At 49.2% G+C, this 21,152-nt stretch carries 20 protein-coding genes (1 of these 20 only partly in view); all 20 read left to right on the forward strand.

Features of this window, described 5'->3' with window-relative positions; translation table 11 throughout:
• Positions 1 to 16: 16 nt before the first annotated feature.
• Entirely contained in the window at positions 17 to 496 is a 480-nt protein-coding gene (ybeY, locus tag AN963_RS04060) for an rRNA maturation RNase YbeY (RefSeq protein WP_055743270.1), read from the forward strand.
• 9 nt (positions 497 to 505) lie between these two features.
• Complete coding sequence (locus AN963_RS04065; protein ID WP_055743271.1) at positions 506 to 889, forward strand: diacylglycerol kinase family protein; 384 nt, start codon at positions 506 to 508, stop codon at positions 887 to 889.
• A gap of 135 nt (positions 890 to 1,024) precedes the next feature.
• Complete coding sequence (locus AN963_RS04070; RefSeq protein ID WP_055743272.1) at positions 1,025 to 1,423, forward strand: cytidine deaminase; 399 nt, start codon at positions 1,025 to 1,027, stop codon at positions 1,421 to 1,423.
• Complete coding sequence (era, locus tag AN963_RS04075) at positions 1,416 to 2,333, forward strand: GTPase Era (protein WP_055743273.1); 918 nt, start codon at positions 1,416 to 1,418, stop codon at positions 2,331 to 2,333. The genes AN963_RS04070 and era overlap by 8 nt, the downstream gene beginning before the upstream one ends.
• Before the next feature lie 126 nt (positions 2,334 to 2,459).
• Positions 2,460 to 2,615: a YqzL family protein gene (locus tag AN963_RS30060; RefSeq protein WP_083496780.1), complete on the forward strand. Its 156-nt coding sequence runs from the start codon at positions 2,460 to 2,462 to the stop codon at positions 2,613 to 2,615.
• Positions 2,606 to 3,370, forward strand: a complete 765-nt coding sequence (gene recO / locus AN963_RS04080) for a DNA repair protein RecO (protein WP_055743274.1) — start codon at positions 2,606 to 2,608, stop codon at positions 3,368 to 3,370. Before AN963_RS30060 ends, recO begins: the two co-directional genes overlap by 10 nt.
• 285 nt (positions 3,371 to 3,655) lie before the next feature.
• On the forward strand, positions 3,656 to 4,573 hold the full coding sequence (gene glyQ, locus AN963_RS04085) for a glycine--tRNA ligase subunit alpha (RefSeq protein WP_083496781.1): 918 nt from the start codon (positions 3,656 to 3,658) through the stop codon (positions 4,571 to 4,573).
• Positions 4,566 to 6,635: a glycine--tRNA ligase subunit beta gene (gene glyS, locus AN963_RS04090; RefSeq protein ID WP_055743275.1), complete on the forward strand. Its 2,070-nt coding sequence runs from the start codon at positions 4,566 to 4,568 to the stop codon at positions 6,633 to 6,635. Before glyQ ends, glyS begins: the two co-directional genes overlap by 8 nt.
• Positions 6,636 to 6,753: 118 nt before the next feature.
• Entirely contained in the window at positions 6,754 to 7,398 is a 645-nt protein-coding gene (locus tag AN963_RS04095; RefSeq protein ID WP_055743276.1) for a helix-turn-helix transcriptional regulator, read from the forward strand.
• 11 nt (positions 7,399 to 7,409) lie between these two features.
• Positions 7,410 to 8,246 (forward strand): pyruvate, water dikinase regulatory protein, encoded by an 837-nt coding sequence (locus AN963_RS04100; RefSeq protein ID WP_055743277.1) that lies wholly within the window; start codon positions 7,410 to 7,412, stop codon positions 8,244 to 8,246.
• A 209-nt stretch (positions 8,247 to 8,455) separates the two neighbouring features.
• Positions 8,456 to 10,318, forward strand: a complete 1,863-nt coding sequence (gene dnaG, locus AN963_RS04105) for a DNA primase (protein ID WP_055743278.1) — start codon at positions 8,456 to 8,458, stop codon at positions 10,316 to 10,318.
• 34 nt (positions 10,319 to 10,352) lie between these two features.
• A complete protein-coding gene (rpoD, locus tag AN963_RS04110) occupies positions 10,353 to 11,486 on the forward strand; it encodes an RNA polymerase sigma factor RpoD (protein ID WP_055743279.1) in 1,134 nt (377 codons plus the stop codon).
• 96 nt (positions 11,487 to 11,582) lie between these two features.
• A complete protein-coding gene (locus tag AN963_RS04115) occupies positions 11,583 to 12,506 on the forward strand; it encodes a hypothetical protein (RefSeq protein WP_055743280.1) in 924 nt (307 codons plus the stop codon).
• An 87-nt stretch (positions 12,507 to 12,593) separates the two neighbouring features.
• Positions 12,594 to 12,758 (forward strand): hypothetical protein, encoded by a 165-nt coding sequence (locus AN963_RS31420; protein ID WP_169791905.1) that lies wholly within the window; start codon positions 12,594 to 12,596, stop codon positions 12,756 to 12,758.
• A 169-nt stretch (positions 12,759 to 12,927) separates the two neighbouring features.
• Positions 12,928 to 14,067 (forward strand): acyl-CoA dehydrogenase, encoded by a 1,140-nt coding sequence (locus AN963_RS04120; protein WP_055743281.1) that lies wholly within the window; start codon positions 12,928 to 12,930, stop codon positions 14,065 to 14,067.
• A 136-nt stretch (positions 14,068 to 14,203) separates the two neighbouring features.
• On the forward strand, positions 14,204 to 14,938 hold the full coding sequence (locus AN963_RS04125; protein WP_055743282.1) for a tRNA (adenine(22)-N(1))-methyltransferase: 735 nt from the start codon (positions 14,204 to 14,206) through the stop codon (positions 14,936 to 14,938).
• On the forward strand, positions 14,914 to 16,029 hold the full coding sequence (locus AN963_RS04130) for a Nif3-like dinuclear metal center hexameric protein (protein ID WP_055743283.1): 1,116 nt from the start codon (positions 14,914 to 14,916) through the stop codon (positions 16,027 to 16,029). Before AN963_RS04125 ends, AN963_RS04130 begins: the two co-directional genes overlap by 25 nt.
• Positions 16,030 to 16,089: 60 nt before the next feature.
• Positions 16,090 to 18,090 carry a tetratricopeptide repeat protein gene (locus AN963_RS04135; protein ID WP_055743284.1) on the forward strand — a complete coding sequence of 667 codons (2,001 nt, stop codon included), beginning with the start codon at positions 16,090 to 16,092 and terminating at the stop codon, positions 18,088 to 18,090.
• Positions 18,087 to 19,583: a S41 family peptidase gene (locus tag AN963_RS04140; protein ID WP_055743285.1), complete on the forward strand. Its 1,497-nt coding sequence runs from the start codon at positions 18,087 to 18,089 to the stop codon at positions 19,581 to 19,583. Before AN963_RS04135 ends, AN963_RS04140 begins: the two co-directional genes overlap by 4 nt.
• A 129-nt stretch (positions 19,584 to 19,712) precedes the next feature.
• A protein-coding gene (locus AN963_RS04145; protein ID WP_055743286.1) for an alkaline phosphatase family protein crosses the window boundary here: on the forward strand, positions 19,713 to 21,152 show its 5' portion. 33 nt of this gene lie beyond the right edge of the window; 1,440 of the gene's 1,473 nt are visible here — the first part of the coding sequence; its start codon is at positions 19,713 to 19,715; its stop codon lies beyond the right edge, outside the window.

Raw genomic sequence — 21,152 nt, forward strand, 5'->3', positions numbered from 1 at the left:
AGGAGATCATGCATCTGTGTTATCTGTAGAAATTCTTCATGAAGATATCGAACCGATCGATGAGCATTTGCAAAGCTTGATTACTCGTTGCCTCGAGGCTGCAGCTGTCCACGAAGAGGTAAGTGGGGAAGTCGTGGTCACGATCGTTAGCAATGAACGGATTCATGAACTGAACCGCGACTATCGGGATGTAGATCGTCCGACAGATGTTTTGTCGTTTGCCATGAATGAACCAGGCGAAGGCGAAATGGAAATCTTCCTGGATGAGAGTGACCTGGAAGAGTTTCCGAACATGCTGGGTGACATCATTATCTCGCTTCCGAAAGCGCAGGAACAGGCGGAAGACTACGGGCATTCGCTGGATCGAGAGCTCGGTTTTCTCGCTGTGCATGGCTTTCTTCACTTGCTCGGCTACGACCATGGCAGTGAAGATGAGGAAAAAGAAATGTTTTCCCGTCAAGAAGCAGTACTGGAGCAAATTGGCTTGACGAGGTAGGAGATGTCATTGAAAGCGTGGGACCGCTTTGTGCGTAGCTTTTCTTACGCCCTGCAAGGGATTGTCCATACGGTTAAGACACAGCGAAACATGCAAATCCACGTAACCGCTGCCGTATTTGTGCTGGCGGCGGCTTGGTGGCTGCAAATTCCACGCAGCGATGTTTTGCTGGTCTTTTTTTCTATCGCGCTGGTAATCGCCTTGGAGTTGGTAAACACAGCGGTGGAAGCGGTGGTGGATCTAGCCTCTCCAGATTGGCATAGTAAAGCCAAGATCGCCAAGGACGCTAGCGCTGCAGCCGTACTGGTAGCAGCCTTTGTATCTGTGGTAATCGGAGTCATGATCTTCGGTCCACCGCTATATCAAAAAATGTCTGAGTGGGTTCTTTCTTAAAAAATGGCATGTTCCACTACCATTGACCAGATGCTTCCTCGACAAGAGAAAGAAGTCTGGTCTCTTGGTGTCTCTACGTTTGCCATTGAAAATAGGGAGCGCTATTAGAGAATACCGATATGAGGAATGATGAGAATGGATAAACAAGCTTTGATGAAACAAGCGATCGAAGCGCGGAAACGGGCCTATGTGCCGTATTCCAAATTTCAAGTAGGGGCAGCTCTCCTGACGGAAGAGGGCAAGGTCTATCTCGGGGGCAATATCGAAAATGCAGCATACTCGCTGTGCAACTGTGCAGAGCGCACGGCTCTGTTCAAAGCATTTTCCGAAGGAGACAAGAACTACAAGGCGCTCGCAGTAGCTGCTGATACCCCCAAAGCAGTATCTCCGTGTGGCGCATGCCGTCAAGTTATGGCTGAGCTATGTCCGCCAGAAATGCCTGTGTTTTTAACAAACCTAAACGGTGATGTTTGGGAAACGACAGTATCTGCCCTGATTCCTGGGGCTTTCACCAAGGAGGATTTACGTGGATAACCGCAAGACCAAAAAAGCTTTCAAATCAGGCTTTGTCACCATCGTTGGACGGCCGAACGTCGGGAAATCAACACTGCTAAACCATGTAGTCGGGCATAAAATCGCGATCATGTCCAACAAGCCGCAGACCACACGAAACAAAATTACTGCTGTTCACACGACAGAAGAAGGTCAAGTCATCTTCATCGATACACCAGGTATTCACAAGCCGCAGTCTAAATTGGGTAACTACATGGTAAGTGTAGCGGAAAATACGTTGAATGAGGTCGATCTCGTCCTGTTTGTCGTGGATGCGAATGAAAAGCGCGGTGCAGGAGATGAGTACATCATCGAACGGTTGAAGCAGGTCAAGACACCGGTGTTTTTGGTGATCAACAAGATTGACAAAGTACATCCAGAAGCGCTGCTGCCGATCATCGATGATTATCGTAAATTGTATGACTTCAAGCAGATTATTCCTATTTCTGCACTCGAAGGCAACAACACCAGCTCGTTGATGCAAGCCATTTTTAACGAAATGGAAGAAGGCCCGATGTTCTATCCGGCTGATCAAGTGACGGATCATCCTGAGCGCTTTGTAGCCGCTGAGCTGATCCGGGAAAAGGTGCTGCACTTGACACGGGAAGAGGTGCCTCACTCCATCGCGGTTGTCATCGAGGAGATGAAGCGTGGAGAAAACGGCAAGACGTTGTACATCTACGCGGCCATTTACGTGGAACGGGATTCGCAGCGTGGTATTTTGATCGGGGAAAAAGGCCAGATGCTCAAGGAAATCGGTCGTCGTGCCCGCAAAGATATTGAGCGTCTGATGGGCGATCAAGTCTTCTTGGAGCTGTGGATCAAGGTGAAGAAAGACTGGCGCAATCAGGAGCGCATGCTGCGTAACTTTGGTTTTTACAACGAAGAGTAGGACGAGCTTCGGCAAGTCTCCCTTCACAAAATCATACGTGTTAATTTTTCCAAGGCATAGAATAACGGGCAAAGGTGATTCTAAGAAGGAAGTGGATAGACCCGATATAGGAAAGGATGATGCTCCATGCTTCGTGACTTTTCTTGGAGAGTTTTCGCTTCAACCGGTGACATCCATGCTTACCTTCTCTACCGGGATCACCATCAAACGGATGGTACGAACGAGGAGGCCTCCTTTGATCTCGCCCAGGAAGAATTGGGTGACTCGCAGGCATGCTTGTAAAGTGGGAAGGAATTGTCATTCGCAGTGTGGACTATGGTGAGTCCAGCAAAGTGGTGACGTTGTTTACCCGGGAGAGCGGTAAATTGGGATTGATGGCACGCGGAGCCAAAAAGACCAAGAGCCGACTGGCTGCCGTCTCCCAGTTGTTTTCACATGGGTACTATCTATGCAAGGCAGGGCCTGGTACTGGTATGCCTGATCTCTCTCAAGGAGATATCATGGAATCGTTCCGGGAGCTGCGGCAAAGCCTGAATTCGACGGCTTATGCCGCATACATAGCTGAGCTATTGGATCGATTGACACACGAGCGTGAGCCCAATCCGTATTTGTTTCAGTTGCTTCTCCATACGTTTCGGTATCTGGATGAAGGACGGGATGCGGAAATTCTTTGCCGTATCTTCGAAACAAAAATGCTTATGGTTGCAGGAATCTCGCCTCAATTATCCGCGTGCGCAAACTGTGGTGCAGAGAGGGAGCCTTACGCGATCAGCGTATCGCAAGGCGGACTTTTGTGCCCTGTTTGCCTGCCTAGTGATCCCTATGCGATTGCGGTGACTCCATCTACCTGGAAGCTACTTAGGCTGTTCCAGGTATTTGATTTGGAACGGCTGGGAGATATTGAGGTGAAGAAGGCGACTCGCACTCAGCTCAAGCATGTGCTACGCAGCTTCATGGATGAGCATCTCGATCTTCGGCTGAAAAGTCGTTCGTTTCTGGAACAATTAGAACGAATGCCGATGCCGGATAGCGAGTAATTGACATCTGTTTTTCTTTTCGTTATGATAAGAACCAAACTTGATACCGAATGTTGCCATGAAGGAAAAGAGTAGTCGGTCACTGGCTGTCTTAGCGAACCAGGGAGAGTGGGAGCCTGGTCACCAAGCTGATGAAGGGCGTTCTGGAGCAATTTATGATCCAAGGTGGGCGAAGCTTCTATTCGCCAAGTAGGGTGGAACCGCGAGAATCCTCTCGTCCCTACACTGTCTCATGTAGACGGTGTAGGCGGCGAGAGGTTTTTATATTTTGAGGAGGAAATGAGCATGAAAATGACTTTTCAAGACATCATTTTGACGCTGCAAAACTTTTGGGCAAAACAAAATTGCCTGATTGTGCAGCCGTATGACGTGGAAAAAGGGGCAGGTACGCTAAACCCGATGACTTTTCTTCGCTCCATCGGCCCTGAGCCATGGAACGTCGCTTACGTAGAGCCTTCCCGTCGCCCAGCGGACGGTCGTTACGGAGAAAACCCAAACCGTCTGTATCAGCATCACCAGTTTCAAGTGATCATGAAGCCATCGCCGGACAACATTCAGGAGCTGTACCTGGAAAGCTTGCGCCAGCTGGGTATTGAACCACTCGAGCACGACATTCGCTTTGTAGAGGACAACTGGGAGCATCCAGGTCTCGGTGCATGGGGTCTTGGTTGGGAAGTATGGCTCGACGGTATGGAGATTACCCAGTTCACGTACTTCCAGCAAGTCGGCGGTCTGGAATGTAAACCAGTAGCGGTAGAGCTGACGTACGGTTTGGAGCGTCTCGCTTCCTACATTCAAGAAAAAGAAAACGTGTTTGACCTGGAGTGGGTGAACGGCTACACCTATGGTGACGTGTTCCTCCAGCCAGAGTACGAGCATTCCAAATATACGTTTGAGCTGTCTGATGTGGATATGCTGTTCAATCTGTATAACACCTACGAAGCAGAAGCCAAACGCCTCATGAAAGAACGTCTCGTTTATCCAGCTTACGATTACGTGCTGAAATGCTCCCATACGTTTAACCTCCTGGATGCGCGCGGAGTCATCAGTGTGACGGAACGTGCGGGCTATATCGCTCGTGTGCGCAACTTGTCTCGTGAAGTAGCACAGACCTACTACGCAGAGCGCGAACGACTGGGCTTCCCGCTTTTGCAAAAAGGAAACAGTGCAGTAGTGGAGAAAGGAGAGGATTCGAATGAGTAAGCGCGATTTGCTATTGGAAGTCGGTCTCGAAGAAATGCCAGCTCGCTTTGTCGCATCGGCAGCAGCGCAGTTGAAGGAAAAAGTGGAAAAATGGTTGGCAGCAGAGCGGATTCCTTTTGAACAAATCACCTCCATGGAATCACCGCGCCGTTTTGCCGTATTGATCGATGGTCTAGCGGAAAAGCAACCAGATCGCAACGACGAAGCAAAAGGGCCTGCACGCAAGATTGCTCAGGATGATGCAGGAAACTGGTCGAAGGCAGCGCTCGGCTTTGCCCGAAGCAATGGCGTAGAACCAGATCAATTGTATTTTAAAGATGTCAACGGTGTGGAATACGTGCATGCACGTAAATCGGAGGTAGGAAAAGCAACCAAAGATCTGCTTCCACAGCTCGCTGAGACAATCGCAGGTATGAACTTTCCGAAAAACATGCGTTGGGGCGCAAACGATCTGAAATACGTCCGTCCGATTCGCTGGATGGTCGCGCTCTTTGGTGAAGAACTGATCGACCTCGAAATCGCCGGTGTAAAAAGTGGACGCATCACTCGTGGCCACCGTTTCCTCGGGACGGAAGTGGAAATCAATCACCCAGCCGAATATGCAAGCAAGCTGGCTGAGCAGCATGTCATGGTCAATCCGGATGAGCGCCGTGCCACCATCGTGGAACAAATTCGCCGCATGGAGCAGGAAAATGGCTGGAAAATTCCAATGGACGAAGGTCTGCTAGACGAGGTCGTGCATCTGGTGGAATATCCTACGGCACTGTACGGAACATTTGAAGAAGAGTTTCTGACCATTCCGCGCGAGGTGCTGGTGACCTCCATGCGAGAGCATCAGCGATACTTCCCAGTAGAAAACGCGCAAGGACAACTGCTCAATCATTTCGTGACCGTACGGAATGGCGATGCACGTGCGCTGGAAAACGTGGCAAAAGGGAATGAAAAAGTACTTCGTGCCCGTCTGTCTGACGCTCGCTTCTTCTACGTGGAAGACCAAAAGCTGCCGATCGATAGCTGCCTCAAGCGTCTGGAGACGATCGTTTTCCATGAAGAACTGGGAACGATTGGAGACAAGGTGCGCCGAGTGCGCAAGACGGCTTCCCAGATCGCAGAGAAGCTTGGTGTGAGCCAGGAAGAGGCGAAGCAAGTTGACCGGATCGCAGAGATTGCTAAATTCGATCTGGTGACAAATATGGTCGGTGAATTCCCTGAGCTGCAAGGAATCATGGGGGAAGACTACGCTCGCAAAGCAGGAGAAAATGATGTCGTTGCGAGTGGGGTATTCGAACACTACCTGCCTCGCTTTGCCGGTGACCAGACACCTAAGTCTGCACAGGGAGCAATCGTGAGTCTGGCAGATAAGCTAGATACGATTGTAGGGATCTTCTCTATCGGTATCGTTCCGACTGGTTCTCAGGACCCATATGGCCTGCGTCGTATGGCCGCTGGTATCGTTACGATTTTGCTGGAGCGCAACTGGCATCTCTCACTCGAACAGCTGTGGGATGCAACGCTCGAGACGTATACAGCACAAGGAGTCAACAAGCGGACCGTCGAAGAAGTGAAAAAAGATCTGGTTGATTTCTTTGCGCTTCGCCTGAAAAACGTTCTCCAAGAAAATGGGGTACGCTACGATGTGGTTGATGCCGTATTGTCATCCGAGATGTCTTATGTGCCAGAAATGATGGCAAAAGCAAAAGCGTTGATGACTGCGGTTGGCGACGAAGATTTCAAGCTGATCGTGGAACAGTTCACACGGGTAAACAACCTGGCTCAAAAAGCAGAAGCTAACGCTGTAGACGAAGCGCTATTCGTTGAAGAAGTGGAACGCTCGCTGTATCAGGCATACCTGTCCGTACAACAGGAAGTAGATAGCCTGGCTGATCAGGCGAAAGCACTGGCGACACTCGCTACGCTGCGTGAACCGATCCAATCATTCTTCGATCAAGTGATGGTCATGGCAGAGGATCAGGCTGTAAGGGCGAACAGACTCGGTCTGTTGCTCCGTCTCTCTCGACTCATCTTTGCTTACGCTGATTTTTCCAAGGTCGTTTTTGCATAATAATAATTGGTTGCCTCCGTCTATATACTGGCGGAGGCACCTTTTTTCCATGCGAAAGAAGGAATATCAGGTCGAATAGAGTAATACTAGGAAGAGGTAACAGACAGAACCGGGGTGATTGGTCATCGAGCTTACCAAGCGACAAGAGCAAATCTTACAGATAGTGAAGGATGAAGGACCGATTACAGGAGAGCATATCGCGGATCGATTACATTTGACCCGCGCGACTTTGCGACCCGATCTTTCCATCCTCACGATGTCAGGTTATTTAGAAGCCAGACCTCGGGTCGGGTATTTTTATGCCGGCAGACCCGCTAGCTCGGTCATAAGTGAACGGCTTCACAAGCTTCTCGTCAATGACTACAAGGCGGTTCCCATCGTTGTTTCCGAATCAGCCTCTGCTTACGACGCGATAGTGACCCTGTTTTTGGAGGATGTAGGGACATTGTTCGTTGTGAATCAGAAAGGCTACTTGGCTGGAGTCATATCGCGAAAAGACCTTCTGCGCGCCTCGCTCGGCAACAAGACGCTGGAGGATGTTCCTGTCAGCATCATCATGTCACGAATGCCCAATATCATTACGTGCGCTCCTGAGGAAACGCTGTATGCGGCAGCCAAAAAGCTGATTGACTTCCAGATCGACTCTCTGCCGGTCGTTCGTCCCAGCGAGGATGATCCCAAGCATATGGAGCTGTCTGGACGTGTAACGAAGACAACGATCGCCAAAGCGTTTGTAGAGTTGGGCAGCGAACCGAAAGTGTAGGAGGAGAAGCGATGCAAGGAAATCAACAAGGACAGCTCATCTACGTGGTCTCAGACTCCATCGGCGAAACAGCCGAGCTTGTTGTTCGTGCTGGAGCTAGTCAGTTTGACCGGTTTTTGATTGACGTTCAGAAGTATCCCTACATAGAAGACAAAGATTCAATTGACGAGATCATTGCTTCCGCGAAAGAGTCCAAGGCAATGATCGTTTTTACGCTGGTCATTCCGGAATTGAATGCATACATCACGCAGCAGGCTGCCTTACATGGTATTCCGGCCATCGATGTGATGGGACCGCTCATGCAAACGCTACAAAACATGCTGCAGGAGCCTCCGACCGGCAAGCCGGGCTTGGTTCGTCGTTTAGATGAGGAGTATTTCCGGAAAGTGGACGCAATTGAGTTTGCCGTCAAGTACGATGACGGGCGTGACCCGCGTGGGCTGCTTCGTGCAGACGTGGTATTGATCGGGGTATCTCGTACATCAAAGACTCCGTTGTCCATGTATTTAGCGAACAAGCGCCTCAAGGTCGCCAATGTGCCACTGGTTCCTGAAGTGGAGCCGCCTGAAGAATTGTTTCAATTGCCTCCAGAGCGCTGTATTGGCTTGACGATCAATCCTGAGCAGCTGAATGGCATTCGTACAGAACGCCTAAAAGCTTTGGGATTGACAGCACAGGCTAACTACGCCAATCTGGATCGAATTGCGGAAGAGCTGGCGTATTCCAACAAGATTATCGAACGCTTGGGGTGCCCAGTTATTGATGTTTCGAGAAAGGCAGTGGAAGAAACCGCCAACATTATCCTGGAAATGATTCGCAAAAATAACCTGCGAAATGAAAAGAAATAGGTCAAAAGAAGGAATTTGGCGTTTTTTGTAGAAAACGAGTAGGGCGACAATCACGATCTGAGTAGAGATGAGCGTTTATTGCTTACGGAAATGTGGAAAAGTAGAAAAGAGAAAAAGAAGAAAAGAAGTGCGATCCCAAGAAGGAAAATGACGAATTTTGACGAACTAAATAATCTCGTCGTTCGATTCTCCTGAAAAGGTGGATAGAGATGGCTGGTCCCACTTCTGATGAGTTTGTAAACCAAGTGCGTGCCGCTGTCGACATCGTAGACGTTGTAGGAGAGTATGTACAACTGAGAAAAAGTGGTCGTGCCTTTCTCGGTCTATGTCCATTTCACTCTGAAAAGAGCCCTTCCTTTAACGTGAATGCGGAGCGACAGTTTTTTCATTGCTTTGGCTGTGGAGCAGGCGGAGATATCTTTTCCTTTTTGATGAAATTGGAACAGTTAACTTTCCCTGAAGCACTCCACAAACTGGCAGAGCGTGCCGGAATTGCTGTGCAAGAACCACAGCATGAAGAAGCTTCTCCAGAAAAACGGGCGAGACAAGCCATGCAAGAAGCGCATCAGCTTGTTTCAAAGCTGTACCACTACGTGCTGACTGAGACTCCGTATGGTGTGGAGGCCGTCAAATACCTCACCAAACGAGGAATGTCCCAGCAGACGTTAACCGAGTATCAAATTGGGTTTGCCCCGGATTCGTGGGATTTCGTTACACAGTTTTTAAAGAAACGAAATTTTTCCCAGGATCTGATGGTGGAAGCAGGCTTACTAGCAAAAAGTGATGCCGGAAAAGTTTTTGACCGTTTTCGCGGTCGAGTCATGTTCCCCATCCACGATTCCCAAGGAAATGTCATCGGATTCGGCGGTCGGTTATTGGACAACACCCAACCCAAGTCGCAGCCCAAGTATTTGAATAGTCCGGAAAGCCTCCTGTTTAACAAAAGCGCCACCATCTTCAATCTTCATCGTGCTCGCCCCTATATTCGCAAGAGGAAGCAGGTACTGTTGTTTGAAGGATACGTCGATGTGGTGTCGGCATGGCAGGCAGGCTTTATGCAAGGTGTTGCCACGTTAGGAACGGCACTGACTGAGCAGCAAGCTCGAATCCTTCGGCGGAATGTGGATTCGGTCGTTCTCTGCTATGACGGAGATGCAGCCGGTCAGGAAGCAACAAGCAAGGCGATTCACGTTTTGCAACAAGCAGGATTGATTGTGCGGGTAGCGCCTTTACCACAGGGGACTGACCCGGATGATTACATTCGGCAGCATGGGGCCGAAGCGTTTTCCCAGCAGGTGTTGTTACAGGCAATGCCGATTACGGCTTTCCGTTTGAAACATTTGCGGAGCCAGTACGTAATAAAAGATGAGACAGATAAAACCCGCCTGATTGCGAAGGCGGTAGACATCATCAACGAACTGGACAGCCCGGTGGAACGCGACTTGTATCAGCGGCAATTGGCAGAAGAGTATTCCCTGACTCTGGGTGATTTAAAATGGGAGTCAAAGCGCGCTTATAATCAGCAAAAAAGTGAGCGCCAAAGGGATAAAGTGTCGCCAGCATGGAATAATAGTATAAATAATGGCAAAGTTACGCTCGCGAAAACACTGCCACCCGCTTATCACACGGCTGAGCGCATGTTGCTGTACTACATGATGAGGAATGCAGATATTGCCCTTCGAGTGCAGCAGGAATGCAATGCCCACTTTCAAGTGGACGTACATGATGCGTTAGCTGCCTACCTGTATGCATACTACGCAGAGGGAAACCCGGAAGACCCTGGAAAGTTTATACATTACGTGCAAGACGAATCGTTAAAGCAATTAGCCTCGGGATTGGCCATGATGGAGTGTAAGGAAGACGTATCTGATTTAGAGATCGGCGACTACATCAAACAAGTGAATAACTACCCGAAGCGTGCCGAGTTGGAACGATTGCGCGAAGAGCAGCGGAGCTTACACCTCCAAGCGGCCGCAGCGGACAGCGAGGATGCGCGCAAACAACTGGAAATTCAAGCAGCCATCACAGGGATGAAGATTCTTGAATTGGAAAATGCTTTAAAAGAAGGGTAGCATCAGATCATTCCCGGGGAAGGAGGGATAGTAGATGAACAAACAAAACATCACTTCAGACATGGAAGCAATGTCCATCGAACAAGTGAAGGAACAATTGGTCGAATTAGGCAAAAAACGCGGCGCGCTGTCGTACAAGGAAATTACCGATCGGCTCTCAGGTTTTGAGCAGGATTCCGATCAGATCGATGAGTTTTTTGAATACCTGGGTGATCAAGGCATTGAGATAAACAACAACGAAAACGAAGATGAAGACGACGAAGAAGTAGATCGAATGATCATCAAAGACGAGGACAACGAAGAATTCGATTTTGACGATCTCTCTGTTCCACCCGGAATCAAGATCAATGACCCTGTAAGGATGTACCTGAAGGAAATCGGTCGTGTGCCTCTGCTTTCCGCCGAAGAGGAGATTAAACTGGCCCAGCGTATTGAACAGGGCGATGAGGAAGCGAAGCGCCGTCTGGCTGAAGCCAACCTCCGTTTGGTGGTATCCATTGCCAAGCGTTATGTAGGACGCGGTATGCTGTTCCTCGATTTGATCCAAGAAGGAAATATGGGTTTGATCAAAGCGGTTGAAAAGTTCGACTACCGCAAAGGCTATAAGTTCAGTACGTACGCTACGTGGTGGATCCGTCAGGCGATTACCCGCGCGATTGCTGACCAAGCACGTACGATTCGGATCCCCGTGCATATGGTGGAAACCATCAATAAGCTGATACGGGTATCACGTCAGCTTCTGCAAGAGCTGGGTCGTGAACCGATGCCAGAAGAAATTGCAGAAAAAATGGATCTCACACCAGAAAAAGTTCGTGAAATCATGAAAATTGCTCAAGAACCGGTTTCGTTGGAGACTCCGATCGGGGAAGAAGACGATTCGCATCTGGGGGATTTTATCGAGGACCAAGACGCGCTGGAACCTTCCGATGCAGCCGCTTACGAGCTGTTGAAAGAACAATTGGAAGACGTACTGGATACGTTGACCGATAGGGAAGAAAACGTACTACGTCTGCGATTCGGTCTCGATGACGGACGCACACGTACCTTGGAAGAAGTAGGGAAAGTATTTGGCGTGACGCGTGAGCGGATTCGTCAGATCGAGGCTAAAGCTTTGCGCAAACTTCGTCATCCAAGTAGAAGCAAGCGCTTAAAAGATTTCTTGGAATAACCGATATAAGTAATATGTGGCCTACGTACAGCCTGCGTAGGCTTTTCTTTTTCCACCAATCAAGACTGTTTTCGTCGAAAGTAAGGAGGGGCCGCGTTGGACGACCAGCGCAAACGAACCATCATAGCAGAGATCGAAAACTGGCGGAGGAATCATTTGCTGCCTGAACATTACTGCATTTTCCTATTAAATTTGTATACGGAAGGAGACCGTCCCGAGGCTCCGCCAGTCGTGGTCAAGAGTGAAAGGAAGAGATCGGAATCGGTTGCAAGCGCGGGCTCTGGAAGTGACAAAGGAAGCGCTGCGTCCGTCTCCTTTTCTTACGAGACGAGAAATATTTCTCCCGTGACTGGCAAAATGGTAATGGCTTGGCTCCTTGGTGCCTTTGTCATCGCTGGTTTGATCTTGCTTGCTTTTCATTTTAACCGTTTTCAAATCCCAATGCAAATTACCATCTTTGCCTGTTTCGCACTTGTTTTCTATATTCTGGGACTTGTCTTTCGACGGTCTGCTCCTCCATTGACACATCTATTTTTAGTCCTATCCTTTCTGATTTTAATAGCTGGTGGCATCTATTCCATTACGCAGCTGGGTGGCTCGCATCCCATGATCTTGTTCTACCTAGGGCTAATTTGTGTTCTGTTATGCGCGAGTGCATTCGTATTCGGGTACACGTATTTGCTTTACTGCGGAATGCTCGGCTTGGCTTTGCTCTACGGAGTCGCGACAGTAGAACGGGTCAGCAGCGATTATACATGGTGGCGATCTGAACTGTACTGGGTACCATTGGCTTGCTTGTTGACAGGCTTGGGCTTTCTCATGAACAGCGGTAATCCCAAATGGGCAGGGGTTTTTGCTGTATGTGGTCTGGCAGCTTTTTTCGGAGCGGAGATTCAGTCGTTATACATACCAGAGGCCAAGCGAGATTTGATTCAGCTATTACTGTTCATTAAAGTGTTTTTGGCCTCCGCCTTGTTCTTCTTTACTCGTACATACTGGTACTCGTGGTTGCGTCTGTAAACGGGCTTTTCTTTGGAAAAGCCCGTTTTCATGGGTGCAACTGTTTGCTACAATCGTAAAGGGTAGAGAGAAATTGAGGTGATTTGAGTGGATAACAAGTGGAAAGTCCTGATCGGGATTTTGCTTGCGGTCGTTTTTCTTGGGGGAGAAACTGCTGCGCAGCTTATGGGTGTCAAAACCTATAGCATAGGGTATATACTGGGAGCACTCTCCTTTATAGGAGCCATTTTGCTGGGAGCACGCCGACAATAGGCGTGTTTTTTGTTCATTAAAGAGCATGCTTTCCTAAGTTTCCGAATATTCATCACACAGACAGACAACTATGGTGTATAATGGTAGGAGTATTCTGAACAAACGCTCAGTCGAATCGACGGACACGCTTTTACTACTACACTAAAGCGCTTTCAAGGGGGTTTCAAAAATGAACTATGATTTGACCCAGGAACAGCTCATGTTAAAGAAAATGATTCGGGAATTTGCCGATGAAGTCGTGGCTCCAGGGGCAGACGAGCGTGACCAGACAAAGCAATTTCCTGTAGACGTTTTTAAACAAATGGCGGAATTGAATTTGATGGGACTGCCTTTTTCCGAAGAATACGGAGGAGCGGGTGCAGATTCCACGAGCTTTGCGATTGTTACAGAAGAGCTAAGCCGCGCATGTGGTTCGACGGGGATTACGTACTCCGCACATATTTCATTGGGAGGCGCGCCACTTTCCTTGTTTGGAACAGAGGAGCAAAAGCAGACGTACCTTTCTAAGATTTGTTCAGGTGAGAGCTTTGGAGCATTCGGTTTGACAGAACCAAACGCGGGATCGGATGCAGGTGGCACCAAGACGTCTGCCGTTCTCGATGATAACGGATGGCTCATCAACGGCTCCAAATGCTTCATTACCAACGCTTCCTACGCATCTTTTCTGGCATTGACGGCTGTTACTGATAAAGAAAAGGGTGCTCGAGGTATTACCGCATTTATCGTACCGACAGACTCTCCTGGTTTTACTGTTTTGGCGAATTACGAAAAATTGGGACTGCACAGCTCTAACACAACGGAGCTTGTTCTGGAGAATGTGCGAATTCCAGAAGAGAACGTGCTGGGTAAACAAGGCGAGGGCTTCAAGCAATTTTTGAGCACTCTTGACGGTGGCCGTATCGGGATCGGAGCAATGGCAGTGGGTATCGCCCAAGCTGCCTACGATAAAGCATTGCAATACGCCAAACAGCGGACGGCTTTCGGAAATTCTCTCAGCCATTTCCAGGCAATCCAGCACAAGCTAGCAGACATGGCTATGCAGATCGAGCTGGCCCGGAATATGGTGTACAAAGCAGCTTGGCTCAAAGATAATGGGCGTCGCTTTACGAAAGAGGCAGCGATGGCAAAGCTGTATGCATCTGAGGTAGCGATGTCGGCTACGCACCAAGCCATTCAGATTCACGGTGGATACGGATACATGCGTGAATATCAGGTAGAGCGCTTCTTCCGCGACGCCAGACTGCTGGAGATCGGAGAAGGAACGTCAGAAATTTTGCGCAATGTAATTGCTCGCGAGATTGGTTGCTAATGATTGGCAGATGGAATCCCCGCTTACAGCAGAGCGGGGATTTTGTCGTTCTTTGCACAAGGGTTATCAGGCATTTAGCATTGGGCAATCGCTCCCAAATAGGGTAGAATAGGGGGAACGGAAGGTGAAGAGACACATGACATTTGTTACAATTTCCAAACGTCTGGAGACGATTGCAAGCTACTGCCCTGAAGGAGCCCGCGTCGCCGACATCGGGTCGGATCATGCGTTATTGGCTTCTTATTTACTTTTAAAGGGGATTGCGTCGCATGTCATCGCAGGCGAACTGAATGAAGGACCGTATCAAGCGGCTCTCAAGCAAATACATACGTTGCAAATCCGCGACCGTGCATCCGTGCGAAAAGGGGACGGTCTGGCCGTCTTGCAGCCTGGCGAAGTCGATGTTGTATGCATCGCGGGCATGGGCGGACAACTGATCGCGTCTATTTTAGAAGCAGGAATTGACAAGCTGAATGGAGTAAAACGACTCGTGCTTCAGCCAAATGTGGGGGAAGAGGCCGTTCGCCGGTGGTTTTTTGATCACGGTTGGCGACTGATTGCCGAGACGATTCTTGAAGAAGACGGCATCATTTATGAGATTTTAGTGGCGGAGCGTGGGGACGTTGCTCTACCTTATGAAAACAAGGAACGCACGAAAGAAGAGCTGTTGCGCGTAGGTCCGTTTCTCTGGGAACAAAAGCAGCCTGCCTTGGTGCAAAAATGGCTGCACGAACGGGAAAAGTGGGAAAAGGTACTCGCCCAACTGAGCCGCTCGGACAAGCCGGAAGCGGCGGAGCGGATCAAACAGATCAAGGAAGAAGTCGAATGGATAGATGGGGTGATTGCATGTTTGCGCACGGACAAACCTTGATTCAATATGTGGAGCGCCTTGCTCCCAAGTCGTTGGCAATGGAGGGTGACAAGATCGGCCTCCATGTGGGGACTTTGCAAAAACAGGTTAAGAAAGTAATGATAGCTCTCGATGTTCTCGAATCTGTCGTCGATGAAGCAATTGCCGAAGGAGTAGACTTGATCGTTGCTCACCATGCTGTCATTTATCGTCCGCTCAAAAACATCCGTACGGATCTGGCGGCAGGACGAGTTTTTGAAAAGCTGATCAAGCACGATATTGCCGTATACACCGCGCATACCAATCTCGATGTTGCAGTTGGGGGGATGAATGACTGGCTGGCTGAAGCTATCGGACTGACAAAAGTGGACGTACTGGATGTCCTTCAACGGGAGGCGTGGAAGAAGCTAGTGGTCTTCGTTCCAGTTACTCACCGTGATGCGGTTTTCCAAGCCGTTTCTGAGGCAGGTGCAGGCTGGGTAGGTAACTATAGCCACTGCTCATTTCAAACGGAAGGGACGGGAACGTTCTTGCCGAGGGAAGGGACCAATCCGTACATCGGCACTGCTGGAAATCTGGAGAAGGTAGAGGAAGTCAGGCTGGAAATGGTAGTGCCTGCTTCCAGACAGTCTTCTGTCGTCAAGGCGATGCTGAGCGCTCATCCTTACGAAGAAGTGGCGTACGATATCATTCCACTCGAACAGTCGGGCCAGGGTTACGGGATCGGACGCATTGGTCTTTTGTCAGAGCCGATGACGTTGCGCGAGCTGGCAGAGTTGGTAAAAGAACGCTTTTCTTTGAAAGGCCTGCGTGTAGTGGGAGATCTGGATGCGCAGGTGAAAAAGGTAGCAGTGGTCGGCGGTGATGGCAGCTCCTTTGCATCTAAAGCGATTTTCAAAGGTGCTGACGTATACGTAACTGGCGACATCGGCTATCATACCGCACACGATGCGCAGGCAGACGGACTCTCCATTATTGATGCAGGTCACAACATCGAGAAGATCATGAAGCAAAAACTGGCGGCGTATCTAATCGAACAGCTGAAAGCAAACGGCTACCAGACGGAAGTCGTCGCATCTACCGTGCACACCGATCCGTTCCAATTTGTGTAGAAGACCAGGCGTAGGCCAAACGGTCTTTTGTCTGCCAGTTGAAGTGTAGGAGGATTGCATGTGCAAAAACTATTACGGACCCTTTCTTGTACTCTTCTTGCTGCTACTTTGATGACCCCCGGTTTTTCCTCAGCGGCTGGGGGCTTCATGCCGTATGGAGATATCAGCAAGCATTGGGCAAAAACATCGATTATTCGTGGAGTTCAGGCGGGACTTTTCGCGGCTGGAAGCAAAGCACCGCTGTTTTATCCGAATCGCGATATGACGAGAGCCGAATTTGTGGCGCTGATCGACCGTCTTTACAATGGTGGCCAATATCAGCTATACCCGCTTACCTTTCTCTCGGAGCATGCGGAGTGGAGTAGAGGCGAGGGCTTTGAAGAACCGTATCTCCCTTATAAAGACGTTGATCGCTTGACTTGGATGTACTCACCTACCTTGCGTGTGTCGTATATCTTGGATCGATTGTATGGTCCCGATGCGATTCAACAAGTGTTTCCAGGCGAACAAATGAAGCCGAACCAGCCCATTACCCATGAAGAAGCAGCCAAGCTCTTGCAGATGTTCACCATGACAAGTGACAGTCAAAACGCATGGAGCGAGGTGAACAACTGGGGCTGGATCGAGGGTGAGCGTACTGACCTGTTAAAACGGGGAGAAGCAGCAGTAGCGGCCGATCGTTTGATGACCTATTTGGTGCAGGATACGATTTTGCCGTTGCTTGATTTCGATGGTTCGAAGTTTCCGATGGTTCCGGAGATTCAGGAGCTATTCCCTCTTTTCGTGACGTATACGGATTCCAAAACAACAGATGAACAATCGTATGTCACGGCAGTGGAAGCCATTCGAAATCATGAAGATACAGATGATACCTACCGTGCGTTGAGCAAGCTGGCTGCCAATTCTTTTTCCAATCAGATTGGCGTGCATTTCTATTTAAGCTGGAACCCCTCTACGCCGTTGACGGACAATCTGAATGAGGCATTTGGTGCCATTGATGCTTATTTCCAAGATAAAATCATCTTGCCGGATACGTTGCGTCTGCTTAGTGCAAATGTGTATGACATCGCCCTGCAACTAGGTGCATCGGACACTCGTGAATACGACAAAGTGCTGACACGCTTGAGTGATTATGAGAAAAAGCTGAAGCAGGATACAAAAGAGTGGGAAGCGTTGTCGATCTACTTGGGAGCGCTGGAGATTAAGGCAGGGCATACGGATAAGGCACTTAGCCGTTATGAGAAATTTGCCTCTAAACATCCTGAAGCGCTGCTGAATTCAGCCTACTACTTGGTGCAGGAGGGACGCACGCAGGAAGCGGAGACAGTACTCGCTGCGCAAAAGCCAAAAACAACAGATGAGCGCATGGTTCAGTTAGTCAAGCTGTTGGGACAAGAGCTGAATTCCATCAAGGAGCAGTCATCCATCGCAACCGATTTGGCCTATACTCTGAATCATTTGGATCGAGCTTCGTCTTATCAGGTGAAGGGTGAGGCTTTCCTGAGCGGCTTCTCCTTTACGTACACGCAAGATGTGGATGCGCAAAGAAACGCTAGCCGTACGTCAGGATTTTATCAATCTCCACAAAAGCTGGTCTCAGACAAGCTGGAGACATACACTGACGGTCAAAAAAAGATTCAGTACACCTACGATTCCAATAAACAGTCATGGGATAAGCATCAGACAGGTTCTCTTGACTTTGTACATGAGTGGGTAGGTGCCCAAAGCATCAAGGAGCGTCAATCGAATTTGCACGCACGTTATTACAAGCAGTCGTTTGGCCGCTATGACATCATTACGGAGTGGATTCCAGGAGAAGTTCTCGAAGAAAAAGCAAAGAACGTTACTCTTGGTCGCGGAAAGATTAAGAACGTTCCCCTCTATATGAATAAATATTACATTGACCGCCAGAGCGATGAGTTGGTCAAGCATGTTTGGCGCTACGAGGAAATTTACGAGAGCAAGGAATATGTGGCTTTCTCTGGTACGGACAATTACGATCTGACAGCAAATGTGAAAGTTTCCATCCCTGATGATGTTCGGAAAGAGGTGACCCCATGAAGCGGTTGAGTCAATGGGTGTTGGCTGCTCTGCTTTTCGCGACAGCGATTCCGGTGCAGGCAGCGGAAAGACCCTACTTGGAGACAGAAGAAGTGTTTTTGCACGTCATGGAGAGTCATTTAAGCAAGCCAGAAGCAAAACAGCTGGTAAAGGGTGCCCTGCAAGCAATCAGCGATCAGGCTGAAAAGAAACAACATCTGAGTCTAACTGTTTCTCCTGAGGACGACACGCTAGGAGAGATGGAGCAGCGGATGGCAGAATGGCAAACCAAAGGGAAATGGGATGCTTTGACGATCAATACATGGGCGATTGATGGGATGCTTTCTACACTAAGTGATCCGCACAGCGTCTTTTTTACTTCGGACGAGCTGCGTCTGTTTCAATCGGATGTGGAGAACCAGTTTGTCGGGTTTGGTTTCCGGATGCGGATGCAAAACAATGAGTTGATTCTTCGGGAGATTGTGCCTGGTTCACCAGCAGCCGCAACTGTGCTCAAGCGAGGCGATCAGTTGCTGAAGGTAGGGGAAGTTTCTTTGGTCGGCAAAAGCTTCGAGGAAGCTTATGCTTATTTGAAAGGCGGAGAGGGTAGCGAAGCAGTCCTCACTGTCTATCGTCCTTCGGAAAAACGTGAGTTTCAAGTAAAGCTGAAGCGAGCTATGCTTCAACTGCCCGAAGCTGAGGGTCAATTGTTCTCCAAAGGATCAATTGGCTATATCAGCCTCGAAACCTTCGGATCTGACGGAGCAATCCAAATGCGGGACAAGCTTGCACAGTTTGCTGGTTCAGGCCAGCCCCTGAAAGGGATCGTCCTCGATTTACGCGACAATGGGGGCGGTTACCTTTCGACTGCTCGCGACATTGCCAGCCTCTTTATGGAGGAGGGTTTACTCATGTACACAACCAACCGCAATGGAGTGGAAGTGGAGACATGGGTACGGAACGGACATGACATCGGTGTTCCGGTACGGATTTTGGTCAACGGAGGAACTGCATCTGCGTCTGAGCTGCTGTCTGGAGCGTTGCGGGATCACGGCATCGCCAAGCTGGTTGGTACCAAGACCTATGGGAAAGGAAGCGCACAGCAAGTCATTCCTCTTTCCGAGGGGGATGCCCTGAAGCTGACGCTGAATGAATATTTCACACCGAAGCATACGGTCGTCAACCACATTGGTCTTACGCCTGACATGCAGGTAGAGGATTACGCAGCACAAGTCGTAGAAGCATTGCACTCGCTCAACGTTCAGACATGGGAGCTAAACGATGAGAATGGCGACACTGAAATCAATGGGGTCCCATTTCCGACGGTAGATCCGCTCTTCAAGCAAGCACCGGATGGTTTGCAGATAAAAGCGGCTGTCTTGCAGCATTTATTGGGGGATAGCACGATCGGGGAAAAAGATTACGTCGCTCTCGCTCCTTACTTAAAAAGCCACCCTACCTTGCAGTTGCAAAACAAGAATGGGGTCAATACGCTCACATATCAAACCAAGTAAAGAACGTCTATCTCGCCCTTCTGCTCGTGATTGTAGCAGTAGGGCTTTTTCTTTCTCAGCGAATAACAGGTAAGACCAAATCGAACACTACAATGTACGACGACATGACAGACTAAGGATGGCAGACGGATGAAAAAGGTAATTCTCTTCCTGATCGACTCCATGATGCCAGATGTCCTGGAGAGATGCATCGCAGCGAAAAGAGCGCCTGGATTGCAATTTCTGATGGAGCGCGGGCAGTATATCCCTGATGCTGTCACTGTTTTTCCAACGATGACGGCTTCCATTGACTGCTCACTGATAACAGGCGTATATCCAGATCAACATAAAGTCCCGGGACTGGTCTGGTACGATCCTGCTAAAAGGAAAATGTACAACTACATCAATGGGGCTATACCCGTTAAAAAGATCGGGGTCGCGCATTGTGCGAACAATGTGCTCTTTGATTTGAACGAGAGACACTTGAGTAAAGAGGTACGGACAATTCATGAGGTGCTCGAGGAGAACAAGCTCGTGTCTGGCTCGATCAACGTGATTGCCCATCGAGGACACAAACAACATCAGGTACATATGCCTCCTGTGCTCGACGCCCTCACGTCCTTTAAGCTGCGGGAGAAAGTAAGTGGACCTACCATTATGAGTTTGGGTACCTTGGTACGACCGGATATTTTCCGCCCAATCACGTGGAACATGGCACAGACACTGACAGAAGGATATGGGATCAATGATACGTACGCGATCGATGTCCTGATTGAAGTCATTCGCAGCGGAAAACAGCCGCATTTTACGCTCGTATATTTGCCCGAAAACGATCATAAGCTCCATAAATCACCGCTAGATGCTGTTTCGCATTTAGCCGATGTGGACACGCATCTGGTTCGTTTTCTGGATAGCTTTGATTCTTGGGAGCAGATGCTGGAACGAAATGTTTGCATCCTGATCAGTGACCATGGGCAGACAATCATCGGAGAGAGTGACGACCATAACATTCCATTAGAGCGTTTGTTACGGGGTTTTTCGATCCAGCCACTCGGGGCAGAAGTAACAGCACAGATGGACGTGGTGATCTGCAACAATGAACGGATGACGTATCTGTATCCTGTTGATACGAGCAAGCTTATGCCAATTGTCGATGCGGTTTCCATCGATCAGCGGATTGATCTGATCGCGTGGAAGGAAAATGAGCAGGTGGTAGTTCGGCGGGGCGGCTCAAATGAGATGATGCGTTATTGGAGGAACGGTGCTTATCGTGATGCGTACGGTTCATCCTGGAGCGTTGAAGGGGATTCGACGGTTCTGGATGTCAGCTGTGACGGCGATTCGCTGACGTTCGACACATACCCAGATGCTTTTGCACGCTTATATGGAGCTCTGTTTTCTCAGACTGCTCCCGTTGTGGTCTTAACTGCGGCAAAAGGCTATGAATTTTTGTCGGAGTGCGCTCCAACGCATTTAGGAGGGGGGAGCCACGGGTCGTTGCATAAGCAGGATTCACTCATTCCCATCCTCGTGGCAGGGTCATCTCATACGTTACGTACTCCTGCAAGATTGGTCGACGTCAAAGATTTT

This window comes from Brevibacillus choshinensis, assembly GCF_001420695.1.
Taxonomy (GTDB): Bacteria; Bacillota; Bacilli; order Brevibacillales; family Brevibacillaceae; genus Brevibacillus; species Brevibacillus choshinensis.